We start from the raw sequence: 20,548 nt of genomic DNA on the forward strand, positions 1-20,548 counted from the left end.
TAACTACCCCTTTTCGAGATAACGGTGTACGAAGGAAACCGCCATTGCGCCTTCTCCAACCGCCGTCGCAACCCGCTTGACCGACTTGTGCCTGACATCGCCCGCTGCGAACGAGCCCGGCACGCTGGTTTCCAGAAAATGCGGCGGGCGGTCGAGTGTCCAGCATTCGGGCGGTTTCCCATCGGTTAGTAGGTCAGGCCCGGTTATGAGGTAGCCGCTTTTGTCTCGAAGTATGGCCGTATCTTTCGCCCAGTCCGTGAAGGGTTGACCTCCAATGGCGACGAAAAGACGGCCAGTATCATGCCAGTCCGCATCGCCGGACTTGCTCGATACCTTTATCTTGGCAAGCCTTTCATCACCGTCCAGCCCGGTGATCTCGCTATTGTAGCGAATATTAACATTTGCGGTCTGCTTGATGCGATCCGAAAGATAGCTCGACATCGACGCAGCGAGCTCGGAACCACGCACAACCATCGTCACCTGTTTGGCATGATCCGCGAGGTGCATGACGGCTTGGCCAGCAGAGTTGCCACCCCCGACAACAAAGACATCCTCGCCAGAGCAGAGAGGCGCCTCGCTGACGCCCGCGCCGTAATAGAGACCTGCGCCTAGAAAGTCGTCTTCCCGGTCAAGGTTGAGACGCCGCCAATCGACGCCGGTGGCACATATGTTGGATCGAGCGATCATCGTTTTGTCATTCGCCAAGTCGGCATGAATGCGTCCATCCTTGAACACAGCCTTCACGCCCTCACGCATAAGCAGAATTTCCACTCCAAACTTAAGCGCTTGTTCTCGAGCCCGCTCGGCCAGTTCGACGCCTGCCAGACCCTTCGGAAAGCCAAGGTAATTCTCGATATTGGACGTCGTACCAGCCTGGCCACCGACCGTGCTTCGCTCGATCAATACGGTGCTGAGGCCCTCAGATGCAGCGTAGACCGCTGCGGAGAGGCCCGCCGGTCCCGCGCCGTAGATCGACAGATCGTATTCAGCAAGACTTGGTTCAACGACGAGACCGAGAGAGTGGGCCAAGTCCTCAACCGAGGGCGTGCTCAACTTGTCCAGACCGGGAACGCACGCGGTCGTTTTCTCGTCTGTTTCGGTCCATTCGTAGTTGATGCCAGAACGTTGGAGAAAATCGCGTAGCGCATGGCCACCCGCATCTTCGTTACGCCCTGTCAGGATGATCGGAGTGTCTTTTCCAGCGATTACTGAGGGAGTTTGGTCAGACATTTCACACCCCATCTAAAGAAAAACTTGGTGCCTTCGCGGCACGTAGCCTTATTAGATTCTTGGGAACCTTATGATGAGTAGGCACTTTTTGGTAACTACTAATTCCCGCTGAGGAGATCATGATGACCAATGATAATATCGACAATGGCAGCAGCATAAGACTTGATGAAAAGTATCCAGCCCGTCGCGTACTGAACCACATTGGGGATAAGTGGACGCCAATTATTCTGCATTGCCTCGCATCCGGTACAAGACATTTTGGACAGATGCACAGGCGCATCCCCGGCTTGTCCAAGAAAATGCTGACGCAAGTGTTGCGAAGGCTGGAGCGAGACGGGCTGGTTACGCGTCGTGTTTTACGTGCGGTGCCTCCAAAGACAGACTACGAACTCACATCGCTGGGTCTACAACTACATGAGCCCATCGGGCTCATCTGTCAGTGGGCAATTCAAAATGAAGATGTTCTCGATGCCATCGACAAAACGCGTGCGAAGCAGGCCGAAGATTGAAGTGCTGGTTGCAGGCCTCCGGCGAAATGGGCTCTTTCAGAGCTGATCATGAGAGGCGGCTCTCTGCGAAGTACATCAAGGTCTGCTGCGCGGGACATAGTGTGCTTTCGCTGCGCGTTGTTCGATGTCTGCTCTTTGGTAAAAACCTAGCTTCGATGACTTCCGGTTCAATCACTAAGCAACCGTTGAAAAATCAGGGTCGGATTGCGCGGCTTCGGAGATAACCCATTGGCGGAATTGTTCAGTCTCGGGTCTGCGTTGCGCCTTACGTAAAGTGACGACGTAGTAGTGTAAGTCCGACGTAACAGTTTCGGTGAAGCATCGCTCTATGCGAGCCCCGGACATGATGCGCTACACGCTGCCGACACAAAGGAGCATTGAGCTAAGATCGGCTTGGCGGACAAAATGACTTTGGCTGCACCCGTGCGAAAGCACTACGAAAGGCAAAATGTCAGTGACTGCCGATGCAAAATCATGCCTCGCATACGTGTACCGAGGTAAGGGTCTTTACATCTAAATACAGGTGAGGAAGATTATGCTGCCGTATCGCCTCATCGGTAAATAAAGAGCACTGCGGCGAGGCCATTTTTGTCTATTCTGCCGGCGCAAAGCCAGTGATCAGCTGTCTCAGTCCCACGGCTGCACCGATGAAGATCGCCAAAAATGCCAAAGGCGCGCTGAACGCCAACACAGAAAATGCCGAGATGCCCTGACCGACACTGCATCCAACGGCTAGGATCGCCCCGGGGCCCATGAGTGCGGCGCCCATGATTTGCCGTCGCAACTCCCGTGGGTCTTCGCAGGCTTCCCAACGGAAGTGACCCTTGGAATATGACCCCAAGGCTGCGCCGATCACGACGCCCAATACCGAGCCGACGCTGAACGAAAGTGCGTTGCCGGATGCTGTCATGGAATAGAAGATGGTGTCGCCAATGGGTGCGGCAAAGGTGTGGGTTTCAATTGGTTCAGCCTCGAACCCAGCCATGGCCACCCAGTACGTGCCGACCCAGCCGGACACGATCGCAGTGCCGACCACGCCGCCCCAGAGCAAATGGCCCGGCGCACGGCGCATGTCTGCGGACGAGATGGCCCAAGCCAAAAGCGCGCCTCCGACAACCAGCCCGGTGACGAGGGGTGCGACCCCGAACCCCTCGAACAGTTGTGTAAAACCTTGTGCGGATCTGGCATCGGTTTCGACCGGGAACAGCATGACCCGCAGGTGGGCAAGGGGGCCCGACATGACGAAATACGCAGACAAGCCCATGACCAACACGATGACGAAGGACCGCAGGTCGCCGCCGCCTAGTCGCGCCAAGGCGCCGTAGCCGCAATTGCCGCTGAGCGCCATGCCGTAGCCGAACATCAACCCGCCGATGATCGTACCGGCAGGGTTCCACACCCGGTCAAGATAGGCCGCTTCAGACGCATCGAACATGCCCAGCGACATGGCGATATGGGTGCCGATGATGGCAACGCCGATGGCAATAAGCCACATCCGCATGCGTCGATCATCCGAACCGTAAAGCACGTCTTCGATAGCACCCAGGGTACAAAAACGGCCAATCCGTGCGGCAAGTCCAAGAACGATGCCCCCGAATAGACCAATCAATGCAACGGCGTTGGCTTCGCCCAGCAATTCCAGCATGTCGGCTTCCTCCCGAAGACCGATCGCTGGCGAAGTGACCGGTCAGTCGTTGTCCCTGCAGAACAGGTCGTAGACGACTTCCATGATTTGCCGGGGCCGGTCATCTGTCAAGCTGTAGTAGATCGCCTTGCCATCACGGCGCGGTTTCACCAACCCTTCCAGCCGCAAGCGGGAAAGCTGCTGTGACACAGCGGCCTGACGCGCCGATAGCAAATCTTCGAGTTCGGTGACCGACTTTTCGCCCGAAGCGAGGTGGCACAGGATCATCAGACGTCCTTCGTGGCTGATCGCCTTGAGGAAATTCGACGCGTCCTGCGCGTTGCGCATCATCTTTTCCATATCCTCGGTACACATATTGGCGTCGAAGACGGGCAGGCGCGATGGTGTATCCACCTTGGGGTTCGGTTCGATTGTCATATCAAGCGTCATAGCGTTCTAGCCCGTTTTGTCCAAGGGGATGTCGGCGCGTTCAAACATCATCGTGAGGAGGCTCCAGAAGAAATCTTCGCCCGGATACCCTTCGATCCGACCCACTTCGGTTCCGTTATTGACTAGGATGAACGTGGGCGTGAAACGCACCTTTTGAGCGAAGGTGACATCCGGTGTCTCGCTGTGCAGATCGTAGCGTTGAAGGGGGGCCGTCTTTCCCTCTGTTGTCTTTGGGTAGATGTGGGAGATTTCCTCGTTCCATCTGGCACACCAGAAACATCCTGCTTCTTCTGCCATAAGCAGATAGGTCTCTGCCGCAGCGGGCAGGGGTAGCGTCAGAAGGGCCGTGACCAGCCATTTGCGTATTGTGTGCACGACCCACTCCGATTGACGCCGTTTCATTCTTCATCATAATCTAATTTGTGAATATCTCAAGGCAAGGGGCCGCCGGATCATGTTTGATGTGACATATTTGGGCGCTTTGCTGGCGGGTCTGCTGTCTTTCTTGTCACCCTGCATTCTGCCCATCGTGCCGTTCTACCTGAGCTATCTCGCGGGGGTGGGTATGAACCAGATATCAGCCGAAGCAGAGGTCTCGCCACAAGTGCGACTGCGCGCGTTTCTGGCGGCGTGCTGCTTTGCTTTGGGTGTAATCACCGTGTTCATGGGGCTGGGGGCCACGGCCACTGCCTTCGGTCAGATGGTGCGCGAGTACTTCGATGTGCTGCGTTGGGTCGCGGCGGGGATCATCATTGCGATGGGTCTGCATTTCCTGGGGGTCGTGCGCATTGGGTTTTTGTACCGCCAGTTCAGGGCCGACGCCGGGAACACGTCGAATGTGGGGCTGCTGGGCGCTTTTGTAATTGGTCTCGCCTTTGCTTTTGGCTGGACACCTTGCGTGGGGCCGGTGCTGGCTGCCATTCTGTTCACAGCCGCGGGACAAGAGACAGCCGGACAGGGGGCGAGTCTACTCTTTGTCTACGGCCTCGGCATGACGCTGCCCTTTGTTGTAGCGGCGCTGTTCATAGGACCGTTCATGTCGTGGATGGCGCGGTTTCGTCGTCATCTCGGCCTGATCGAGAGGATGATGGGGGCGCTTCTCATTCTGTTTGGGGTGCTGATTGCCACCAATTCCATCAACTACATCGCCCAATGGATGCTGGAGCACGTGCCGTGGTTCAGCGCCATTGGCTGACATCCAAGGGAGGATACCATGTTTCGACTGATTGCACTGCTGATCGCCCTGTGCCTTACCATTCCAGCGATGGCTGCTGAGCTGGGGGATGACGGCCTGCACAAGGCACCGTGGATGCGCGACACGTTCAAGGACCTGACAGAAGATCTGGAAGAGGCGGGTGCAGAGGGCAAACGCCTGATGGTTCTGGTCGAACAGCGCGGCTGCATCTACTGCAAGAAGATGCACGAGGAAGTCTTTGTGATCCCCGAGATCTCGCAATACATCGAGGACAACTTTTTCGTCGTACAGATCAACATGTTTGGAGATGTAGAAGTCACCGACTTTGACGGCACGGTGTTGCCCGAAAAGGATATGGTCAAACGCTGGGGTGCACTGTTTACGCCCAGCATATACTTCTTTCCCGAAGAGGTGGGCGATGATGTAATGGCAACGCAAGCAGCCGTTGCCAACATGCCCGGTGCATTTGGACGCTGGACCACCTTCAACATGCTGAACTGGGTCGTGGACAAAGGATACGAAGGCGATGAGCCGTTCCAGAAGTACCACGCACGCAAGTTCGAGGAACAGAACGGCTGAGCGATGCTGCAAGCGCGAAACAATTGTTGCGCCCAATGCTGCGTTTGCAAACAGATATAAAAATTCATGTAGTTGAATTTGATATTGCTCAATCGTGAATGTGTACGATAGTGTACCCCCAAGAACGGACGGGAATCGTCCAAGGGAGGGCACATGAAATACGGAATTGGACTTGGTCTGGCCGCAGCGCTGACAGCCTCTGTCGTCAGCGCAGAGGCCGTGAAACCCACCGCAGTGGTGTTCGAGGATGGCGCGATTGCCTCATCCTTGAGTGGCACACCGGGTGATGCGGCCAATGGTGCGATCCTGATGAACAAGGGATCGGGCAATTGCATTGCGTGTCATTCAGTCGAGGCGCTGTCGGACCTGCCTTTCCACGGAGAGGTCGGCCCACCGCTCGACGGAGTTGCGGACCGCTGGAACGAGGCAGAACTACGGGGCATCGTGGCTGACGCAAAGATGATGTTCGACGGCACTGTGATGCCATCGTTCTACAAGACAAACGGGTTCATCCGCCTTGGCGATGCCTACACCGGCAAGGCCCATGGTGATGGCGAGGTGCAACCCCTTCTGACCGCCCAGGAGATCGAGGACGTCGTCGCGTTCCTTGTGACCCTGAAATTCGAGTAACCCGAGACAATTGGAGCGTTCCATGGAACTGACACGGCGAAAACTGCTTGCACTTGGCTCTGGCGCGGTCGCGCTGTCGAGCCTGACCGGCCTTCCGGCCTTTGCCAGCCTGGCGGATGACGCGATTGCGGAACTGACCGGTGGTGCGGATCTCGGCGAAGGTGCCGTAACGATCACGGCGCCAGAAATCGCAGAGAACGGCAACACCGTCCCGATCGAAGTGTCGGCCCCCGGTGCCGTTGCCATCACGCTTTATGCCGACGGCAATCCGGTGCCCAACGTAGCGACCTTCAAATTCGGCCCGCTCAGCGCCTCGCGCAGTGCGTCCACCCGTATCCGCCTGGCCGCAACACAGAATGTCGTTGCCATTGCCGAGATGGAGGATGGGTCGTTCCAGAAGGCATCGGCCAACGTGAAGGTGACCATTGGCGGCTGCGGCGGCTGATCAGACAAGACGAGGAGAAAGAACATGGCATCTGGTGTAAAACCCCGCGTCAAGGTCCCGAAAACCGCATCAGCGGGTGACACGATCACGATCAAAACCTTGATCAGCCACAAGATGGAAAGTGGTCAGCGCAAGGACGATGATGGCAACATCATCCCGCGGTCGATCATCAATCGCTTCACCGCAGACTTCAACGGCCAGAACGTGATTGATGTCGCGTTGGAGCCGGCGATTTCGACTAACCCGTATTTCCAGTTCGAGGCAATTGTTCCGGAATCTGGTGAGTTCAAATTCACCTGGTACGACGACGACGGTGACGTCTACGAGGAAAGCAAGAAGATCGAAGTCTCGTAAGAGGACAGTGATCTCGCCAGGGAGGGAAAAAATGAACTTGAAACCATGGATAGCGGTGGCCGTCATCGGAATGGCCGGAGTTGCGATCGCGCAGGACAATAGCACGCTGTCGATCGACGGCGAGACCTTTGTCACAGAAACCGACGCACCGGCACATTTGGAAAATGTCAGCACGATTTATTCAGGCTGGCGCTTCCGGACACCAGAAACACAAGCGCTTCAGGTCGATGATTTTGACAACCCGGCGATGATATTCGTCGATCAGGGCATCGACCTGTTCAACGCGGTTGACGGGACCGAGGGCAAGTCCTGTGCCTCGTGCCACACGGATGGCCCCGAAGAATTTGCAGGGCTGCATGCCAAGATGCCCAAGGTTGTCGATGGCAAGCTGGTCGTGATGGAAGATCTGATCAATACCCACCGCCAGGACGTGATGGGTGCTGAGCCATGGAAGTGGTCGGGAGCGGACATGCAGGCGATGGTTGCCCTGATCGGTCTGCAGTCGCGTGGAATGCCCATGGACGTGGCCATAGACGGAGACGCAGCACCGTTCTGGGAGAAGGGCAAAGAAATCTACTATACCCGCTATGGTCAGCTTGAGCTGTCCTGCTCCAATTGCCATGAAAACAACTACGGCAACATGATCAGGGCCGACCATCTGAGCCAGGGCCAGATCAACGGCTTTCCGACATACCGCCTCAAACAGGCCAAGCTGATTTCGCGCCACAACCGTTTCCGCGGCTGTATCCGCGATACGCGGGCCGAGACCTTTGCCGAAGGGTCGGAAGAGTTCAAGGCGCTTGAGCTTTATGTGGCAAGCCGTGCCAACGGGCTGGATATCGAAACGCCAGCGGTTCGCCAGTAAACCAGATCAAGGGGCGTGCCTGCGGGTGACGCCCCTTTTTTAGGCGTATTAATTCAAACATACGCATATGTATTAAGGGACACGCATCATGATCTCGCGCAGGGATTTTCTTCAGGTTGGGATGGCGGCGTCTGCGCTGGTTGGAACCTCCGGCTTTGGCAAATGGGCGCGGTTGGCGGCCCAACAGACGCTGACGCAGGATCAGTTGCTGCAGTTCGACACCTTCGGAAACGTCTCGCTGATCCATGTCACGGACATTCATGCGCAGCTGAAACCCATCTATTTCCGCGAACCCTCCGTCAATATCGGAGTGGGCGGCAACAAAGGGGCTGTCCCTCACGTGACCGGTGCGGAGTTCCGAAAGCTATATGGGATCGACCATGGCTCGCCTTCGCATTACGCGCTGAGTTCGGGTGACTTTTCGTCCCTGGCGCAGGCTTACGGGCGTGTGGGTGGCATGGATCGCGTTGCAACGGTGATCAAGGCCATTCGCGCCGACCGTCCCGACGCGATCCTGCTGGATGGTGGCGACACGTGGCACGGGTCCTACACCTGCCTCAAGACCCAAGGCCAGGATATGGTCAATGTCATGAATGCGCTGGAGCCCGACGCGATGACGTTCCACTGGGAATTCACGCTGGGGTCCGAGCGGGTGGCCGAGCTCGTGGAGGCTCTTCCCTTCGCGGCGCTCGGCCAGAACATCTTTGATGTCGAGTGGGACGAGCCGACTGACCTGTTCCCGCCCTACAAGATGTTCGAACGGGGCGGCACCAAGATCGCCGTCATTGGTCAAGCGTTCCCCTATATGCCCATCGCAAACCCCGGCTGGATGTTCCCCGAATACGCCTTTGGTATCCGGGACGAGAACATGCAGGTCATGGTGGACGAGGTGCGCGCTGCAGGGGCCGAATGTGTTGTCGTGCTCAGCCACAATGGCTTCGACGTGGACAAGAAGATGGCAACCGTGGTCACTGGCATCGACGTGATCCTGTCTGGCCACACTCATGACGCCCTGCCCGAACCCGTTTTGTCAGGCAACACGCTGATCTTCCCTTCCGGTTCGAATGGCAAGTTCGTCACCCGCATCGACCTCGACATTCGGAACGGTCGGGTACTGGGCTACAAGTCAAAGCTGATCCCGATCTTCTCAGATGTGATTTCTCCCGACGCAGACACGGCTGCGCTGATCGACGAACAGCGCGCGCCATTTGAGGCAGAAATGTCCGAGGTGATCGGGCAGACTGACAGCCTTCTTTATCGGCGTGGCAACTTCAACGGTACGTGGGATGATCTGATCTGCGATGCGCTATTGGCCGAGCGGGATGCCGAGATTGCACTGAGCCCTGGCGTGCGTTGGGGGCCGTCCCTGATACCCGGCGAGGACATCACGCGCGAGGACATCTTCAATGTGACCTCCATGACCTACGGCAAAGCCTATCGCACGGAAATGACCGGTGAATTTCTGAAGGTCGTGCTCGAGGACGTGGCCGATAACATCTTCAACCCCGACCCCTATTACCAGCAAGGCGGCGATATGGTCCGCACGGGTGGGCTTGGCTACCACGTCGACGTCAGCCAACCGCAGGGCAGCCGCATCAGCAATATGACACTGCTCAAGACCGGCGAGGCGATTGATCCGACACGGTCCTATGTGGCCGCTGGCTGGGCTTCAGTTAACGAAGACACCGAGGGGCCGCAGATCTGGGACGTGGTGGAAAGCCATATCGCCAAGATGGGCACCGTGACCGTCAATCAGGACAACAACAGCGTCGTCGTGACCGGCGTTTAATCAGGGGAAATCTAGACCATGGATGAGAGCTTCAAACCATCCCGGCGGGCCTTCCTTCGCGGCTCTGCCGCTGTGGCCGCAGGGTCGATGGCCGGGGCAGCAGCAGCAAGTGGACCCGATCCGCTGATCACCGAATTGCAGGATTGGGCCAGCTACACGGGCGTCGGCGTGGACGAAACGCCTTACGGCATGCCGATCAGCTTTGAGAGCCACGTGGTGCGCCGCAATGTGGAATGGCTGACCGCCTCGCCCATCTCATCCATCAACTTCACGCCGATCCACGCGCTTGAGGGGACGATCACGCCGCAGGGTTGTGCATTTGAACGCCACCACTCGGGTGCGATCGAACTGGCGAAACCTGATTATAGGCTGATGATTAACGGCTTGGTCGATCAGCCGCTGGTCTTCACCTATGACGATCTGGAACGCTTTCCGCGCGAAAACCACGTCTACTTCTGCGAATGCGCCGCCAATACGGGTATGGAATGGGCGGGCGCGCAACTGAACGGCGTACAGTTCACCCACGGTATGATCCACAACATGGAATATACCGGCGTGCCACTGCGGACCCTGCTGAAAGAGGCGGGCGCCGATATGAATCCCGACAAATGGGTGTATGTCGAAGGCGCCGATGCGTCCTCAAATGGGCGGTCCATCCCAATGGAGAAAGCCTTGGACGACGTGCTTGTCGCGTTCAAGGCCAACGGCGAGGCCTTGCGTATGGAGCACGGGTACCCGGTGCGCCTCGTCGTGCCGGGGTGGGAAGGCAACATGTGGGTCAAGTGGCTACGCCGCATTGAAGTGACTGACATGGCCGTGGAAAGCCGCGAGGAAACCAGCAAGTACACAGATGTGCTGGAGGACGGCACCGCCCGAAAATGGACGTGGGAGATGGATGCGAAATCCGTCATCACCTCGCCCAGTCCACAAATGCCGATCAACCACGGCAAAGGACCACTGGTCATCTCGGGCCTTGCTTGGTCCGGTCATGGCAAGATCACGCGCGTGGACGTATCGAAGGACGGCGGCATCACCTGGGAAACCGCGCGCCTGGGCAAGCAGGGCGACACCAAGGCGCTCACCCGCTTCTACCTGGACATGGACTGGGACGGCGCGCCGATGTTGCTGCAGTCCCGGGCTATGGACGACACCGGATACGTCCAACCGACCAAGGAACAGTTGCGCGAACAGCGCGGCGAAAACTCCGTCTACCACAACAACTGTATCCAGACTTGGTACGTGAACGCAGAAGGGATCGCCGAGAATGTCGAAGTCTCCTAATTTCCTCCTTCCCGCGCTTGGGGGCACGGCGCTTGTTCTTGGGGCGGCATTCGGTCTGATGAACCGCGACTACGCTGCCGACAAGATCGACACGCTTGAGACGCGGGTTGAACAAGTATCGGCGCAAGCAAGCAGCGCCGCCGAAAACGCCAAGGCCGAGGCTGCGCGTGCAACTGAGCTGGAACAGAAGGTGGCTGAAATACAAGCTGCGGCCGCCAAGCAAACTGCGGGCGGAACGCTGGCCGAACCCGCACCACGGATTGAAGGGCGGTATGGATTGGGTCGCGCGGCCCATCCCGAAGAGATTGCCGCATGGGACGTTGATATTCTGCCTGATGGGCGCGGTTTGCCCGAAGGCAGCGGCGACGTGTGGACCGGCGAAGAAGTTTTTGTCGATTATTGTGCGTCTTGCCACGGAGACTTTGCCGAAGGCGTGGACAACTGGCCCGTTCTTGCCGGTGGCTTTGATACGCTGGCCGACAAGGATCCGGTCAAGACGGTGGGCAGCTATTGGCCGTATCTTTCTACTGTGTGGGACTATGTCCATCGTTCCATGCCTTTTGGGGGGGCGGGGACACTGACAAACGATGAGACATACGCCATCGTCGCCTACATCCTTTATTCCAACGACATGGTGGATGATGATTTCGTGCTGAGCCGCGAGACGTTCATGGACGTCGAGATGCACAATGCAGATGGTTTCATCGTCGATGACCGCGCAGAGGCGGAATATGCCGCGTGGAGCACCGAACCTTGCATGGAGAATTGCAAGGACGAGGTGGAGATCACCATGCGCTCCGTCTTTTTGGTAGAAACGCCGCCCGAAGGTGGGTCCAACTCCGTCATGAATCCCGTATCGGTCAAAGGGTTGCCATCCTTCACTGCCGCAGGCCCATCCTTCATCCCCGCGGCTGCTCCAAAACCTGTGGACGCTCCGGCATCAGAGACGACGGATGTCGCCGTAGTCAGCGATGGTGACGCGCTGCTTAAACACGGTGAAAAGGTATTCCGCAAATGCTCTGCCTGCCACGCAGTGGGTGACGGGGCCCAGAACAGGGTGGGCCCACAGCTGAACGGCGTCATGGGCCGTACAATGGGATCGGTCGAAGGCTTCAAGTATTCAGGCGCGTTTGCCGAGGCAAATGCCGAGGGCAAGGTGTGGACCGCCGAGGAAATGTCCGCCTTCCTGGCCAAGCCTAAATCCTACATGAAAGGCACCAAGATGGCCTTTGCGGGTCTGAAAAAGGCCGAGGATCTGGACGCCATCACCGCGTATCTCGCGAGCTTTGCGGAGTGATCGGCGTGCGCGCATTTCGATTTCTGATGCCTTTGGCCGTTGCCGGGGTGATGTCACTGCCCTGCCAAGCCGAAATAGGCGACGCGGAAGCGGGCGAGAAGGTGTTTCAACAGTGCAAGGGGTGCCATCAAGTGGGCGCCGGTGCCAAACATCGGAGCGGCCCGCATCTGAACGGCCTGTTCGGAAGACAAGCGGCAAGTCTGGACGACTTCAAGTATTCCAAAAGCTTCCAGCGTGCCGGCGCGGGTGGTCTGGAATGGCACGCCGAAACACTGGATGTTTTTCTGGAAAACCCACGTGCCATGACCAGTGGCACGCGCATGAGTTTTCGCGGAGTCAAAGACCCGCAGGATCGCGCGCACCTGATCTTGTATCTGCGCCAATTCTCCGACAATCCCGCTGACATCCCCGAGGCGGATCCGACAGCTCAGGCGGTGGACCATGATCTTGATCCCGCCATCCTCGCCCTTAAGGGTGACCCGGAATATGGTGCGTATCTGAGCGGTGAATGCACCACCTGCCACCAGGCAGCAGGCAGCGACGAGGGCATCCCGTCCATCACGCTCTGGCCCGAGGATCAGTTTGTCGTCGCCATGCACGCCTACAAGACCAAAAAGCGCAACCACCCGGTCATGCAGATGATCGCCAGACGGCTGGGAGACGAAGAGATCGCGGCTCTCGCTGCATATTTCAAAGACCTCGAGAACTGAGGCAACCCTAGGGAGGATATAGATATGATTTTCAACAGACGGACGTTCCTTGGAACTTCTGCCGTCGCGGCCGCCAGTCTTGCGGCCCCGATGGTGCGCGCGCAAGGCAAGCCGCGCGTGATCGTGATCGGCGGCGGTGCTGGGGGTGCAACGGCGGCCCGCTATATCGCCAAGGACAGCAAGGGCGCGGTTGATGTGACCCTGATCGAGCCCACGCGCACCTACTACACCTGCTTCTTCTCGAACTTGTATCTGGGCGGCATCAAGGAAATCGACGACCTGGGCCACAGCTATGGCGGTCTGGCCGCGGGCGGCGTGAACGTGGTGCATGATTGGGCCGTGGGTGTGGATCGCGACGCCAAGACGGTCACACTCGCCGGTGGCGGCAGCCTGCCTTACGACAAGCTGATCCTGTCGCCCGGTATCGACTTTGTCGACGGTGCGGTGGACGGCTGGGACCTGAGCGCACAGAACGCCATGCCCCATGCTTACAAGGGCGGGTCCCAAACCGAATTGTTGAAGGCACAGCTCAAGGCAATGCCTGAGGGCGGTACCTTTGCCATGGTCGCCCCGCCAAACCCGTATCGCTGCCCACCAGGGCCATACGAACGCGTGTCCATGATCGCGCATTACCTCAAGGCCAACAATCCGACGGCCAAGATCATCGTGGCCGACCCAAAGCCGAAATTCTCGAAGATGGCCCTGTTCCAGGAAGGATGGAACAACCACTACGCCGGAATGGTGGACTGGATCGGTGAAGACTTTGGCGGTGGCGAAGTGTCTGTAGACCCCGCAGCGATGACCGTGACCATCGACGGCGAAGAAACCAAGGTGGATGTCTGCAATGTGATCCCTGCTATGAAAGCGGGTCGAATTGCCGAGATCGCAGGCGTGACCGATGGCAATTGGGCGCCTGTCAACGCGATTGATATGTCGAGCAAAGCCGACCCGGACATCCACGTCCTAGGCGACGCAAGCCAGCAGGGCGACATGCCCAAGTCCGGCTTCTCGGCCAACAGCCAGGCCAAGGTTTGCGCTAATGCCGTACGCGGTGCGCTGACGGGGTCCAAGGTGTTCCCGGCCAAGTTCTCCAACACATGCTGGTCACTCATTGATGCCAATGACGGCGTGAAGGTTGGCGCAACATACGAAGCGACCGCAGAGAAGATCGCAAAGGTGGATGGGTTCATCTCGCAAACCGGCGAAACCTCGGATGTGCGCAAAGCCACCTACGAGGAATCCGAAGGCTGGTACGCAGGCATCACCGCCGACATGTTCGGTGCATCTGTCTGAGATCGTGGCGGGGCCTTGATACTTCTCAAGGTCCCGCCCGCACATCCACGCAATTCTGCGGCATGATTAGGAGGATAAGAGGATAAGATGAAACAGATCATTCTTGCCATCACGCTGGGCCTTGCCAGCGCTGCCCATGCCGAAACTGCAATTACGGTGCCCTTCGACGGCAGTTTTGACGACGCGGCCTTTGCCGTGGAAAGTGCAATTGTCGGCAAGGGTCTCGTGATCGACTATGTCAGCCACACCGGCGAGATGCTGAACCGTACGGGCGCGGATGTAGGCAGCGATGTGGAGTTGTTCAAAGAGGCGGATATCTTCATCTTCTGCTCAGCCGTGGTGTCACGAGAGGTGATGGAAACCGACCCGATGAATATCGCGCATTGCCCCTATGGCATCTTCGTGGCCGAGAACGCTGACGGCGTCATGATTGGCTACCGCGAATACCCGCAAGGCGAGATGCAGAAGGTGCAGGCCTTGCTGGCCGACATTGTCGCGGACGCCGTGGAGAACTGATGAACTACACCTATTTTTTCCGGTCCGCGCTGGACACCTTGCGTGACAGCGGCAACTACCGTGACTTTGCAGAGCTTGAGCGCCACCGTGGTGCCTTTCCTGCAGCCACCTGCCATAACGGGCCGGGCAAGGTGACGATCTGGTGTTCCAACGACTATCTGGGCATGGGCCAGCATCCCGTCGTTTTGGACGCCATGCACGAAGCGCTTGACCGTACCGGGGCAGGGGCCGGTGGTACGCGCAATATCTCGGGCACGACCCGCGACCACGTATTGCTTGAAGCAGAACTGGCAGATCTGCATGGGAAAGAGGCGGCGCTGCTTTTCACCTCTGGCTACGTGTCGAACTGGGCTGCGTTGGGCACACTCGCGTCGCGTATTCCCGGCTGTATCGTGTTGTCGGACGAATTGAACCATGCCTCCATGATCGAGGGCATCCGCCATAGCCGCGCGCACAAGGTAATCTGGAAGCACAACGATGTTGCTGATCTTGAGGCGAAGTTGGCCGCGCTGCCTGCCAACGCCCCCAAGTTGATCGCGTTCGAGAGCGTCTATTCCATGGACGGGGATATCGCCCCCATTGCCAAAATTTGTGATCTAGCTGATCGCTACAACGCAATGACCTATCTGGACGAGGTGCACGCCGTAGGTCTCTACGGCCCGCGCGGTGGCGGTGTGGCCGAGCGCGAAGGCTTGATGGATCGGTTGACGGTGATCGAAGGGACCTTGGGCAAAGCCTTTGGCATCATGGGCGGGTACATCGCGGCCTCGGCTGAACTGTGCGATTTCGTTCGGTCCTTTGCCAGCGGGTTCATCTTTACCACTGCCTTGCCGCCTGCTGTCGCGGCAGGGGCTGTGGCGTCCATCCGGCATCTGAAACAAAGTACCACCGAGCGTGCAGCCCAACAGGCGCGGGTCGCGCAAGTGCGCGCACGGCTGGATAAGATCGGACTGCCGCACATCGACAATCTAAGTCACATCATCCCGGTGATGGTGGCTGATCCGGTGAAGTGCAAATTCATCTCGGACACGCTGCTCAGAGACCACGGGATCTATATCCAACCCATCAACTACCCCACTGTCCCCGCGGGGACAGAACGCTTGCGCATCACGCCATCGCCCGTGCACAGCGAAGCGGATGTGGAACGGTTGGTGGCCGCCCTTGAAGAATTATGGACCAAGTGTCAGCTCGCCCGTCGGCCGATGGCCGCACAGTAGAACTGTTCAGGCCGATTGAACCCGTTGAGAGCGTGACGCCATCCAGCGATGCGTGATCATTGCGCCAAGCCACATGCAGAAGACCGCGACCCACGCCGTCAGCGCCATGATGGATCCGCCGGCCATGCCCGCGCCGACCGCGCAGCCACCTGCAAGCATACTGCCAAAGCCCATGAGGACACCGCCGACGAGATAGCGCTCCATCGGAGTGTCTGCATCAAAGCGTTGAACACGCGCCTCACCCTTGATGAGCGCTGCAAGAAGGGCGCCAACGAACACACCCGGGACAAGGCCCAGGCCGAAGCTGGGGATCACGTTAGGGGCAGCAACGAGCGCCATGAGCGTGTCGGTGGAAGGGCCGGTGAAGGTGACAGATTGCACCGTGATCACCTCGAATGACACTTGAGAGATGGCATATGTCGCCGCCCACCCGATACAGACGGCGACGCCGACGAGGGCAGCAGCAGCAAGTTCTGACAAGGGCACGCGGTGCAGGCGGCCAAAGACTACAGAAACCACAAAGGCGACCGCGGCGACAGTGGTCAGCGTGGCCAATCCCATTCCCATCATGGCCGTAACACTGCGGGCAGACCCACCGGGAACGGTCGACACTAAAGCGAGCGCTTCCCGCACCGGAGACAGCGCGCCGCTGAGCGCTGCCTGCGCCACGATTGTCACGACAAGCCCCGTCACGATGGCCCGCAGGTTCCCTGTGGCGGATAAAACCAGAAGTCGGCTGACGCACCCGCGGGCAAGGATCATGCCCGCACCAAACATCAGCCCGCCAATGATTGCGCCCGACAGACTGCCAGTCGCCGCCAGTTGGCGGGCGTCGCTGGTATCCAGTGTGCCGGTAAGGATCGTGGCCTGTACCGCGACCAATGCGGCAAAGAACGCCACCAACCAGATTGCGAGGCGGGGGCCAGGCTTACCCTCTGACACCTCGACCGCGGCGGCGCGCAAGCAAAATCTGGAATGCAGGGCCGCAGCCCCAAAGAGAAGTCCGACGAACAGGCCGGCCGCACACATCACTGCCGGATCACCGAAACGGTCAATCAGGGATTCCAGCACCATACGCTCCTGTCTTCGTCTGCTTGTTCGTGCTGTGCCAGCATTGCGGCTTGCCCGCTTTGACTCATCGCAAACGAACGGAGCTTATTCGAACTCCATCTGTTCATAGACGCGGCCTGCGTTCTTGGTGGCCAACTCGTCAAAGGTATCAAGATGGGCGTAGGGCGACTGGTCGACATAGTAAGCGTCGGCCAGGTCACCGCCCGCGTCCAAATGCGCTCCGATCTGTTGCCGCAGGTAGACAAGGTAGTCACGCGTGTAGCGGCGGACCTGATCCATGTTGGTGGGGTGGCCGTGGCCGGGGATCACATAGGTGGCGTTCAGCGCCTCGAAGCAGCACTCCCACGTGTCGATCCAGTCGGCCGTCATCGTGTCGGCAAAAATCGGCAGCATCCGTTCGTGGAACGCCATGTCACCCGCGATCACAAGGCTTTGCTCGGGCAGCCAGACCTGCGTATCACCGGGGCCATGTGCGGGACCCAGGTGCAGCACCTCAATCCTGAAATCGCCTATCTCGATGATCTCCTTATCCTCGAACGTCTGTGTGGGTGGTGCGACAAAGGTGCCCTCGGCCTTGTCGCGGTTGTAGCGTTTCATGCCTTCGAGGATACGGTGCCCGTTTTCCTCAATCTCGTGCGCGGCATCGACATGGGCGAGGATTGGCACGCCTTGTTCGGCCCAGTAGGAATTGCCCAGCATCGCGTGGCCCTGGCCATTTTCATCGATGATGAGTTTCACGGGCTGGTCGGTAATCACCTTGATCTCGTCATGCAGCGCCTTGGCCAACAGATAGGCCGCCCCGCCATTGATCACGACAACACCGTCGCCGGTAACGATGAAGCTGAGGTTGTTGTTGTGGCCACTGTTCTCGTAGGTCGGCGGGGCTGTGGCTCCGATGGCGGACCAGACATGCGGGATAACCTCTACCGGTTTGGAATAGAGCAATGAGCCGGGGTACTGGTCCGCGATATCCTCGCTGGCGCGAGCGGGCAGGGGGATGAGTGCCGCAAAAAGAAACAGCCAGCGCATCATGCGTCACCCGGCACGAACACGTACCCCTCTGCATCCGTGTCCACGCGGCCCATGCCGCCTTGCGGCAGGTGGAAGCCGATGATCTGCATCTGCTCGGATGTGATCCGGTCGAACAGAACCTTGCGCGTGGCCGCCGCCATGGCGCCGTCCTGATCCGAACCACTGATCCATTCCGGCTTGCGAAAGGCCACGTGGTGATTGCCGATGGCGTCCCCAATGACCAGCGCGCTGTCTGATCCATTGCGCAGTTCAAAGCTCATGTGACCGGGCGTGTGGCCGGGGGTCGACAATGCAGCGATGCCGGGCAGGATCTCTTCCCCGTCGTCAAAAAGCTGTACACTGTCCTCAATCACCTCCATCCGGCGCTTGGCGCCCACGGCAAAGGCGGCGCGGGCGTCCCCGATGGTGTCCACGGTTTCGGGGTCCCACCAATAGTCCCATTCGGCCCGGCCCATCATGTAGGTAGCGTCGTAGAACAGCGGTTCGTCGAATTCGTCGAGGAGGCCCCAGATGTGATCGGGGTGGGCGTGGGTGAACACGACATGGGTGATGTCCTCGAGCGTGAGCCCGGCGGCATCAAGACTGTCGAGGATAGCGCCCGCAGTTGGCATGAAGTCCGGACCGGAGCCCACGTCGAAGAGCACGGTGTTTGTTCCATCGCGGTAAAGCGCGAGGTTGCATTCAGGTGTCAACCGGTCGTCCGAGATACCGTAATCTTTCAGGATGGGAGCCAGTTCGTCCTTGGGCATGGGTTCAAAGATGAAACTTCCAGGCAACGTCAGGCTGCCGTCACTGACAGTGGTGAGGGTCGCGGATCCAAGGGATACATCGGCGCAGGCAATGCGAGGCAAGACCCACGCAAACGGAACTGTGGCCGCGCTTTGCAGAAACGAGCGACGTGTCTGGCGCATTGATGCCCTCCTTATAATTCTTATATTCGAATATTAATGTATTTATCTTCTGTGGCAAGACGCTGCGGCATGGGCCATATCGCAAGCGGGGACGTGCACACGTACGGGCGACCAGCGAACACGGGGATCATGGAACAATGGGCATCGGCGACTGGACAGAGCGATTTCAGGGAACGGCGGCATTGCCGCGCACTGTGCGCGACCGGCTCTTGGACAGCGCGCGCACTGTGCGCCTGCAGGCCGGCAAGACGGTGTTTGGTCCTGACAATATCCCAGACAACCTGTTGTTCCTGGTTGATGGCACCATCCGTGTGTCGCAATCATCCGAGAGTGGCCGAGACATCGTGCTCTACCGGGTTGAGGCCGGGGAAAGCTGCGTTCTGACGACCGCCTGCATGTTGGCCGAAGAGGCATACAATGCCGAAGGCACGGCAGAGACGGATGTTGTGGCTGTGATCCTTCCGCGCCCCGCCTTTGACCGATTGGTCGCCGAAGAACCCGCATTTCGCAGCTTTGTGTTCGCAGCCTATTCGCGCCGGTTGATTGATCTTTTGCGTGTGGTTGATGATGTCGCCTTTGGCCGCATCGACGTGCGGTTGGCTGAACGGCTGATTGCATTGGCTGGGAACAACACGCAGATTTCCGCGACACACCAACAGCTTGCCAGCGAACTTGGCACAGCACGCGAGGTCATCTCGCGCGTGTTGCAGGACTTTTCCAAACGCGGGCTGATCCAGCAGACGCGCGGACACATCATCTTGAAAGAGCTTGAAGGCCTGCGCGCGATTGCAGACAGCACCTGAACCCCGGAAATCCTTTCCAGTTTGGTGACAATATCACTGAAGTGCGGGAACCAAGCCAGTATCCTGAGAACAGAATGAACGCGCTGGAGGACTTGGCATGACTGTGAACGTTGGAACTGTTGACCGCATTTTTCGCGCTGGCTTGGGCGTTGGTCTTTTGTACATCGCATTTCTGAGCGGTCTGCCGCTCTTTGCGGCGCCCCTGTTCAAATATGGTGCTGCGGCGATCGGCATCGTGATGTTGGCCACATCGACGCTGAAAATGTGCCCGATCTATTCGATCCTCGGGCTCAAGACCTGCCGGGACTGCTGACATGGAGACCGCGTTTACACCCGTCCTGTCTTTTGGCGGCGGGCTTGCCATCGGCCTTGGTGCAGTCCTTCTGATGCTGGGGCTTGGGCGCATTTTTGGCGCAACGGGCATCCTGTCAGGTGCCGTGTTCTTCGAGAACCGGGAGGAGCTGTCGTGGCGTCTTGCCCTGATGGTGGGCATGATCCTTGCGCCCGGATTGATCTTTGTCACCACGGGCGAGATGCCCGCGATTAACGTACCCATCAGCCCGGCAATGATCGTTGTGGGCGGTGTCATCGTTGGGCTTGGCGCAAGCCTTGGGTCCGGGTGCACGTCCGGCCACGGGGTCTGCGGTTTGTCGCGCCTGTCCGTCCGGTCGCTGGTGGCCGTTCCGACGTTCATGGCGACGGCGGCCATCACTGTTTTTGTCATTCGTCACGTGTTGGGAGGGTAAG

Annotated in this window: 24 protein-coding genes; 17 read left to right on the plus strand and 7 right to left on the minus strand. The window is 58.5% G+C overall.

Annotated elements, in window-relative coordinates; translation table 11 throughout:
• Nucleotides 1-3: 3 nt before the first annotated feature.
• Nucleotides 4-1,230, minus strand: a complete 1,227-nt coding sequence (locus Q1A51_RS11565; protein WP_299605026.1) for an FAD-dependent oxidoreductase — start codon at nucleotides 1,228-1,230, stop codon at nucleotides 4-6.
• 122 nt (nucleotides 1,231-1,352) lie between these two features.
• Here Q1A51_RS11565 and Q1A51_RS11570 point away from each other — a divergent pair, with 122 nt between their 5' ends.
• Nucleotides 1,353-1,739 carry a helix-turn-helix domain-containing protein gene (locus Q1A51_RS11570; RefSeq protein WP_299671339.1) on the plus strand — a complete coding sequence of 129 codons (387 nt, stop codon included), beginning with the start codon at nucleotides 1,353-1,355 and terminating at the stop codon, nucleotides 1,737-1,739.
• Nucleotides 1,740-2,331: 592 nt separating this feature from the next.
• Here Q1A51_RS11570 and Q1A51_RS11575 read toward each other — a convergent pair.
• From Q1A51_RS11575 to Q1A51_RS11585, 3 genes are read right to left on the minus strand one after another with little or no spacing between them, the layout of a single operon-like run.
• Nucleotides 2,332-3,384, minus strand: coding sequence for a YeeE/YedE family protein (locus tag Q1A51_RS11575; protein WP_299605022.1), 1,053 nt, complete (start codon nucleotides 3,382-3,384; stop codon nucleotides 2,332-2,334).
• A 42-nt stretch (nucleotides 3,385-3,426) separates the two neighbouring features.
• Nucleotides 3,427-3,801: a metalloregulator ArsR/SmtB family transcription factor gene (locus Q1A51_RS11580; RefSeq protein WP_299206355.1), complete on the minus strand. Its 375-nt coding sequence runs from the start codon at nucleotides 3,799-3,801 to the stop codon at nucleotides 3,427-3,429.
• A gap of 18 nt (nucleotides 3,802-3,819) precedes the next feature.
• Nucleotides 3,820-4,110, minus strand: a complete 291-nt coding sequence (locus Q1A51_RS11585) for a hypothetical protein (protein WP_299605474.1) — start codon at nucleotides 4,108-4,110, stop codon at nucleotides 3,820-3,822.
• A gap of 157 nt (nucleotides 4,111-4,267) precedes the next feature.
• Between Q1A51_RS11585 and Q1A51_RS11590 the strand changes: the two genes are divergently transcribed.
• From Q1A51_RS11590 to hemA, 13 genes are all read left to right on the plus strand, one after another.
• Nucleotides 4,268-5,008: a cytochrome c biogenesis CcdA family protein gene (locus Q1A51_RS11590; protein ID WP_299605020.1), complete on the plus strand. Its 741-nt coding sequence runs from the start codon at nucleotides 4,268-4,270 to the stop codon at nucleotides 5,006-5,008.
• An 18-nt stretch (nucleotides 5,009-5,026) separates the two neighbouring features.
• Nucleotides 5,027-5,587 carry a thioredoxin family protein gene (locus Q1A51_RS11595; protein WP_299605018.1) on the plus strand — a complete coding sequence of 187 codons (561 nt, stop codon included), beginning with the start codon at nucleotides 5,027-5,029 and terminating at the stop codon, nucleotides 5,585-5,587.
• Nucleotides 5,588-5,740: 153 nt separating this feature from the next.
• Nucleotides 5,741-6,217 (plus strand): sulfur oxidation c-type cytochrome SoxX, encoded by a 477-nt coding sequence (soxX, locus tag Q1A51_RS11600; RefSeq protein ID WP_299605016.1) that lies wholly within the window; start codon nucleotides 5,741-5,743, stop codon nucleotides 6,215-6,217.
• A 22-nt stretch (nucleotides 6,218-6,239) separates the two neighbouring features.
• On the plus strand, nucleotides 6,240-6,662 hold the full coding sequence (soxY, locus tag Q1A51_RS11605) for a thiosulfate oxidation carrier protein SoxY (RefSeq protein WP_299605014.1): 423 nt from the start codon (nucleotides 6,240-6,242) through the stop codon (nucleotides 6,660-6,662).
• A 24-nt stretch (nucleotides 6,663-6,686) separates the two neighbouring features.
• On the plus strand, nucleotides 6,687-7,016 hold the full coding sequence (gene soxZ / locus Q1A51_RS11610; RefSeq protein WP_299206346.1) for a thiosulfate oxidation carrier complex protein SoxZ: 330 nt from the start codon (nucleotides 6,687-6,689) through the stop codon (nucleotides 7,014-7,016).
• A 31-nt stretch (nucleotides 7,017-7,047) separates the two neighbouring features.
• Nucleotides 7,048-7,881, plus strand: a complete 834-nt coding sequence (soxA, locus tag Q1A51_RS11615) for a sulfur oxidation c-type cytochrome SoxA (protein ID WP_299206344.1) — start codon at nucleotides 7,048-7,050, stop codon at nucleotides 7,879-7,881.
• Nucleotides 7,882-7,969: 88 nt separating this feature from the next.
• Nucleotides 7,970-9,670, plus strand: a complete 1,701-nt coding sequence (soxB, locus tag Q1A51_RS11620) for a thiosulfohydrolase SoxB (RefSeq protein WP_299605011.1) — start codon at nucleotides 7,970-7,972, stop codon at nucleotides 9,668-9,670.
• Nucleotides 9,671-9,688: 18 nt separating this feature from the next.
• Nucleotides 9,689-10,951, plus strand: coding sequence for a sulfite dehydrogenase (soxC, locus tag Q1A51_RS11625; RefSeq protein ID WP_299605010.1), 1,263 nt, complete (start codon nucleotides 9,689-9,691; stop codon nucleotides 10,949-10,951).
• The gene (locus tag Q1A51_RS11630) at nucleotides 10,935-12,248 is read left to right on the plus strand and encodes a c-type cytochrome (protein ID WP_299605008.1); all 1,314 of its coding nucleotides are present in this window, start codon (nucleotides 10,935-10,937) and stop codon (nucleotides 12,246-12,248) included. The genes soxC and Q1A51_RS11630 overlap by 17 nt, the downstream gene beginning before the upstream one ends.
• Before the next feature lie 26 nt (nucleotides 12,249-12,274).
• Nucleotides 12,275-12,958, plus strand: a complete 684-nt coding sequence (locus tag Q1A51_RS11635; protein ID WP_299605473.1) for a c-type cytochrome — start codon at nucleotides 12,275-12,277, stop codon at nucleotides 12,956-12,958.
• Between the two features lie 24 nt (nucleotides 12,959-12,982).
• Entirely contained in the window at nucleotides 12,983-14,251 is a 1,269-nt protein-coding gene (locus tag Q1A51_RS11640) for an NAD(P)/FAD-dependent oxidoreductase (RefSeq protein WP_299605007.1), read from the plus strand.
• An 87-nt stretch (nucleotides 14,252-14,338) separates the two neighbouring features.
• Entirely contained in the window at nucleotides 14,339-14,767 is a 429-nt protein-coding gene (locus tag Q1A51_RS11645) for a DUF302 domain-containing protein (protein ID WP_299605006.1), read from the plus strand.
• A complete protein-coding gene (hemA, locus tag Q1A51_RS11650; RefSeq protein ID WP_299605004.1) occupies nucleotides 14,767-15,984 on the plus strand; it encodes a 5-aminolevulinate synthase in 1,218 nt (405 codons plus the stop codon). The genes Q1A51_RS11645 and hemA overlap by 1 nt, the downstream gene beginning before the upstream one ends.
• 6 nt (nucleotides 15,985-15,990) lie before the next feature.
• Here hemA and Q1A51_RS11655 read toward each other — a convergent pair whose 3' ends face one another.
• The 3 genes from Q1A51_RS11655 to Q1A51_RS11665 all read right to left on the minus strand — a co-directional run bounded on the left by Q1A51_RS11655 (nucleotide 15,991) and on the right by Q1A51_RS11665 (nucleotide 18,998).
• The gene (locus tag Q1A51_RS11655) at nucleotides 15,991-17,058 is read right to left on the minus strand and encodes a YeeE/YedE family protein (protein ID WP_366869905.1); all 1,068 of its coding nucleotides are present in this window, start codon (nucleotides 17,056-17,058) and stop codon (nucleotides 15,991-15,993) included.
• An 81-nt stretch (nucleotides 17,059-17,139) separates the two neighbouring features.
• Nucleotides 17,140-18,084, minus strand: coding sequence for an MBL fold metallo-hydrolase (locus Q1A51_RS11660; protein WP_299605469.1), 945 nt, complete (start codon nucleotides 18,082-18,084; stop codon nucleotides 17,140-17,142).
• Nucleotides 18,084-18,998: an MBL fold metallo-hydrolase gene (locus Q1A51_RS11665; protein ID WP_299605002.1), complete on the minus strand. Its 915-nt coding sequence runs from the start codon at nucleotides 18,996-18,998 to the stop codon at nucleotides 18,084-18,086. Before Q1A51_RS11665 ends, Q1A51_RS11660 begins: the two co-directional genes overlap by 1 nt.
• A 137-nt stretch (nucleotides 18,999-19,135) precedes the next feature.
• Between Q1A51_RS11665 and Q1A51_RS11670 the strand changes: the two genes are divergently transcribed.
• The 3 genes from Q1A51_RS11670 to Q1A51_RS11680 all read left to right on the plus strand — a co-directional run bounded on the left by Q1A51_RS11670 (nucleotide 19,136) and on the right by Q1A51_RS11680 (nucleotide 20,547).
• Complete coding sequence (locus Q1A51_RS11670) at nucleotides 19,136-19,801, plus strand: Crp/Fnr family transcriptional regulator (protein WP_299605000.1); 666 nt, start codon at nucleotides 19,136-19,138, stop codon at nucleotides 19,799-19,801.
• A gap of 97 nt (nucleotides 19,802-19,898) precedes the next feature.
• Nucleotides 19,899-20,114, plus strand: coding sequence for a DUF2892 domain-containing protein (locus Q1A51_RS11675; RefSeq protein WP_299206328.1), 216 nt, complete (start codon nucleotides 19,899-19,901; stop codon nucleotides 20,112-20,114).
• Between the two features lies 1 nt (nucleotide 20,115).
• Nucleotides 20,116-20,547 carry a YeeE/YedE thiosulfate transporter family protein gene (locus Q1A51_RS11680; RefSeq protein WP_299604997.1) on the plus strand — a complete coding sequence of 144 codons (432 nt, stop codon included), beginning with the start codon at nucleotides 20,116-20,118 and terminating at the stop codon, nucleotides 20,545-20,547.
• Nucleotide 20,548: the final 1 nt, after the last annotated feature.

This window comes from uncultured Tateyamaria sp., from assembly GCF_947496075.1.
Taxonomy (GTDB): Bacteria; Pseudomonadota; Alphaproteobacteria; order Rhodobacterales; family Rhodobacteraceae; genus Tateyamaria.

Excerpts from the sequence above, each read along its gene's own strand:
- Q1A51_RS11595 (WP_299605018.1), top strand. The coding sequence starts at position 5,027 with ATGTTTCGACTGATTGCACTGCTGATCGCCCTGTGCCTTACCATTCCA.
- soxA (WP_299206344.1), top strand. The coding sequence starts at position 7,048 with ATGAACTTGAAACCATGGATAGCGGTGGCCGTCATCGGAATGGCCGGA.
- Q1A51_RS11575 (WP_299605022.1), bottom strand. The coding sequence starts at position 3,384 with ATGCTGGAATTGCTGGGCGAAGCCAACGCCGTTGCATTGATTGGTCTA.
- Q1A51_RS11565 (WP_299605026.1), bottom strand. The coding sequence starts at position 1,230 with ATGTCTGACCAAACTCCCTCAGTAATCGCTGGAAAAGACACTCCGATC.
- Q1A51_RS11570 (WP_299671339.1), top strand. The coding sequence starts at position 1,353 with ATGACCAATGATAATATCGACAATGGCAGCAGCATAAGACTTGATGAA.
- Q1A51_RS11590 (WP_299605020.1), top strand. The coding sequence starts at position 4,268 with ATGTTTGATGTGACATATTTGGGCGCTTTGCTGGCGGGTCTGCTGTCT.
- Q1A51_RS11630 (WP_299605008.1), top strand. The coding sequence starts at position 10,935 with ATGTCGAAGTCTCCTAATTTCCTCCTTCCCGCGCTTGGGGGCACGGCG.
- Q1A51_RS11645 (WP_299605006.1), top strand. The coding sequence starts at position 14,339 with ATGAAACAGATCATTCTTGCCATCACGCTGGGCCTTGCCAGCGCTGCC.
- Q1A51_RS11580 (WP_299206355.1), bottom strand. The coding sequence starts at position 3,801 with ATGACAATCGAACCGAACCCCAAGGTGGATACACCATCGCGCCTGCCC.
- soxX (WP_299605016.1), top strand. The coding sequence starts at position 5,741 with ATGAAATACGGAATTGGACTTGGTCTGGCCGCAGCGCTGACAGCCTCT.
- Q1A51_RS11635 (WP_299605473.1), top strand. The coding sequence starts at position 12,275 with ATGCCTTTGGCCGTTGCCGGGGTGATGTCACTGCCCTGCCAAGCCGAA.
- Q1A51_RS11675 (WP_299206328.1), top strand. The coding sequence starts at position 19,899 with ATGACTGTGAACGTTGGAACTGTTGACCGCATTTTTCGCGCTGGCTTG.
- soxC (WP_299605010.1), top strand. The coding sequence starts at position 9,689 with ATGGATGAGAGCTTCAAACCATCCCGGCGGGCCTTCCTTCGCGGCTCT.
- soxB (WP_299605011.1), top strand. The coding sequence starts at position 7,970 with ATGATCTCGCGCAGGGATTTTCTTCAGGTTGGGATGGCGGCGTCTGCG.
- Q1A51_RS11670 (WP_299605000.1), top strand. The coding sequence starts at position 19,136 with ATGGGCATCGGCGACTGGACAGAGCGATTTCAGGGAACGGCGGCATTG.
- Q1A51_RS11640 (WP_299605007.1), top strand. The coding sequence starts at position 12,983 with ATGATTTTCAACAGACGGACGTTCCTTGGAACTTCTGCCGTCGCGGCC.
- hemA (WP_299605004.1), top strand. The coding sequence starts at position 14,767 with ATGAACTACACCTATTTTTTCCGGTCCGCGCTGGACACCTTGCGTGAC.
- Q1A51_RS11680 (WP_299604997.1), top strand. The coding sequence starts at position 20,116 with ATGGAGACCGCGTTTACACCCGTCCTGTCTTTTGGCGGCGGGCTTGCC.
- soxZ (WP_299206346.1), top strand. The coding sequence starts at position 6,687 with ATGGCATCTGGTGTAAAACCCCGCGTCAAGGTCCCGAAAACCGCATCA.
- Q1A51_RS11660 (WP_299605469.1), bottom strand. The coding sequence starts at position 18,084 with ATGCGCTGGCTGTTTCTTTTTGCGGCACTCATCCCCCTGCCCGCTCGC.
- soxY (WP_299605014.1), top strand. The coding sequence starts at position 6,240 with ATGGAACTGACACGGCGAAAACTGCTTGCACTTGGCTCTGGCGCGGTC.
- Q1A51_RS11665 (WP_299605002.1), bottom strand. The coding sequence starts at position 18,998 with ATGCGCCAGACACGTCGCTCGTTTCTGCAAAGCGCGGCCACAGTTCCG.
- Q1A51_RS11585 (WP_299605474.1), bottom strand. The coding sequence starts at position 4,110 with ATGGCAGAAGAAGCAGGATGTTTCTGGTGTGCCAGATGGAACGAGGAA.
- Q1A51_RS11655 (WP_366869905.1), bottom strand. The coding sequence starts at position 17,058 with ATGGTGCTGGAATCCCTGATTGACCGTTTCGGTGATCCGGCAGTGATG.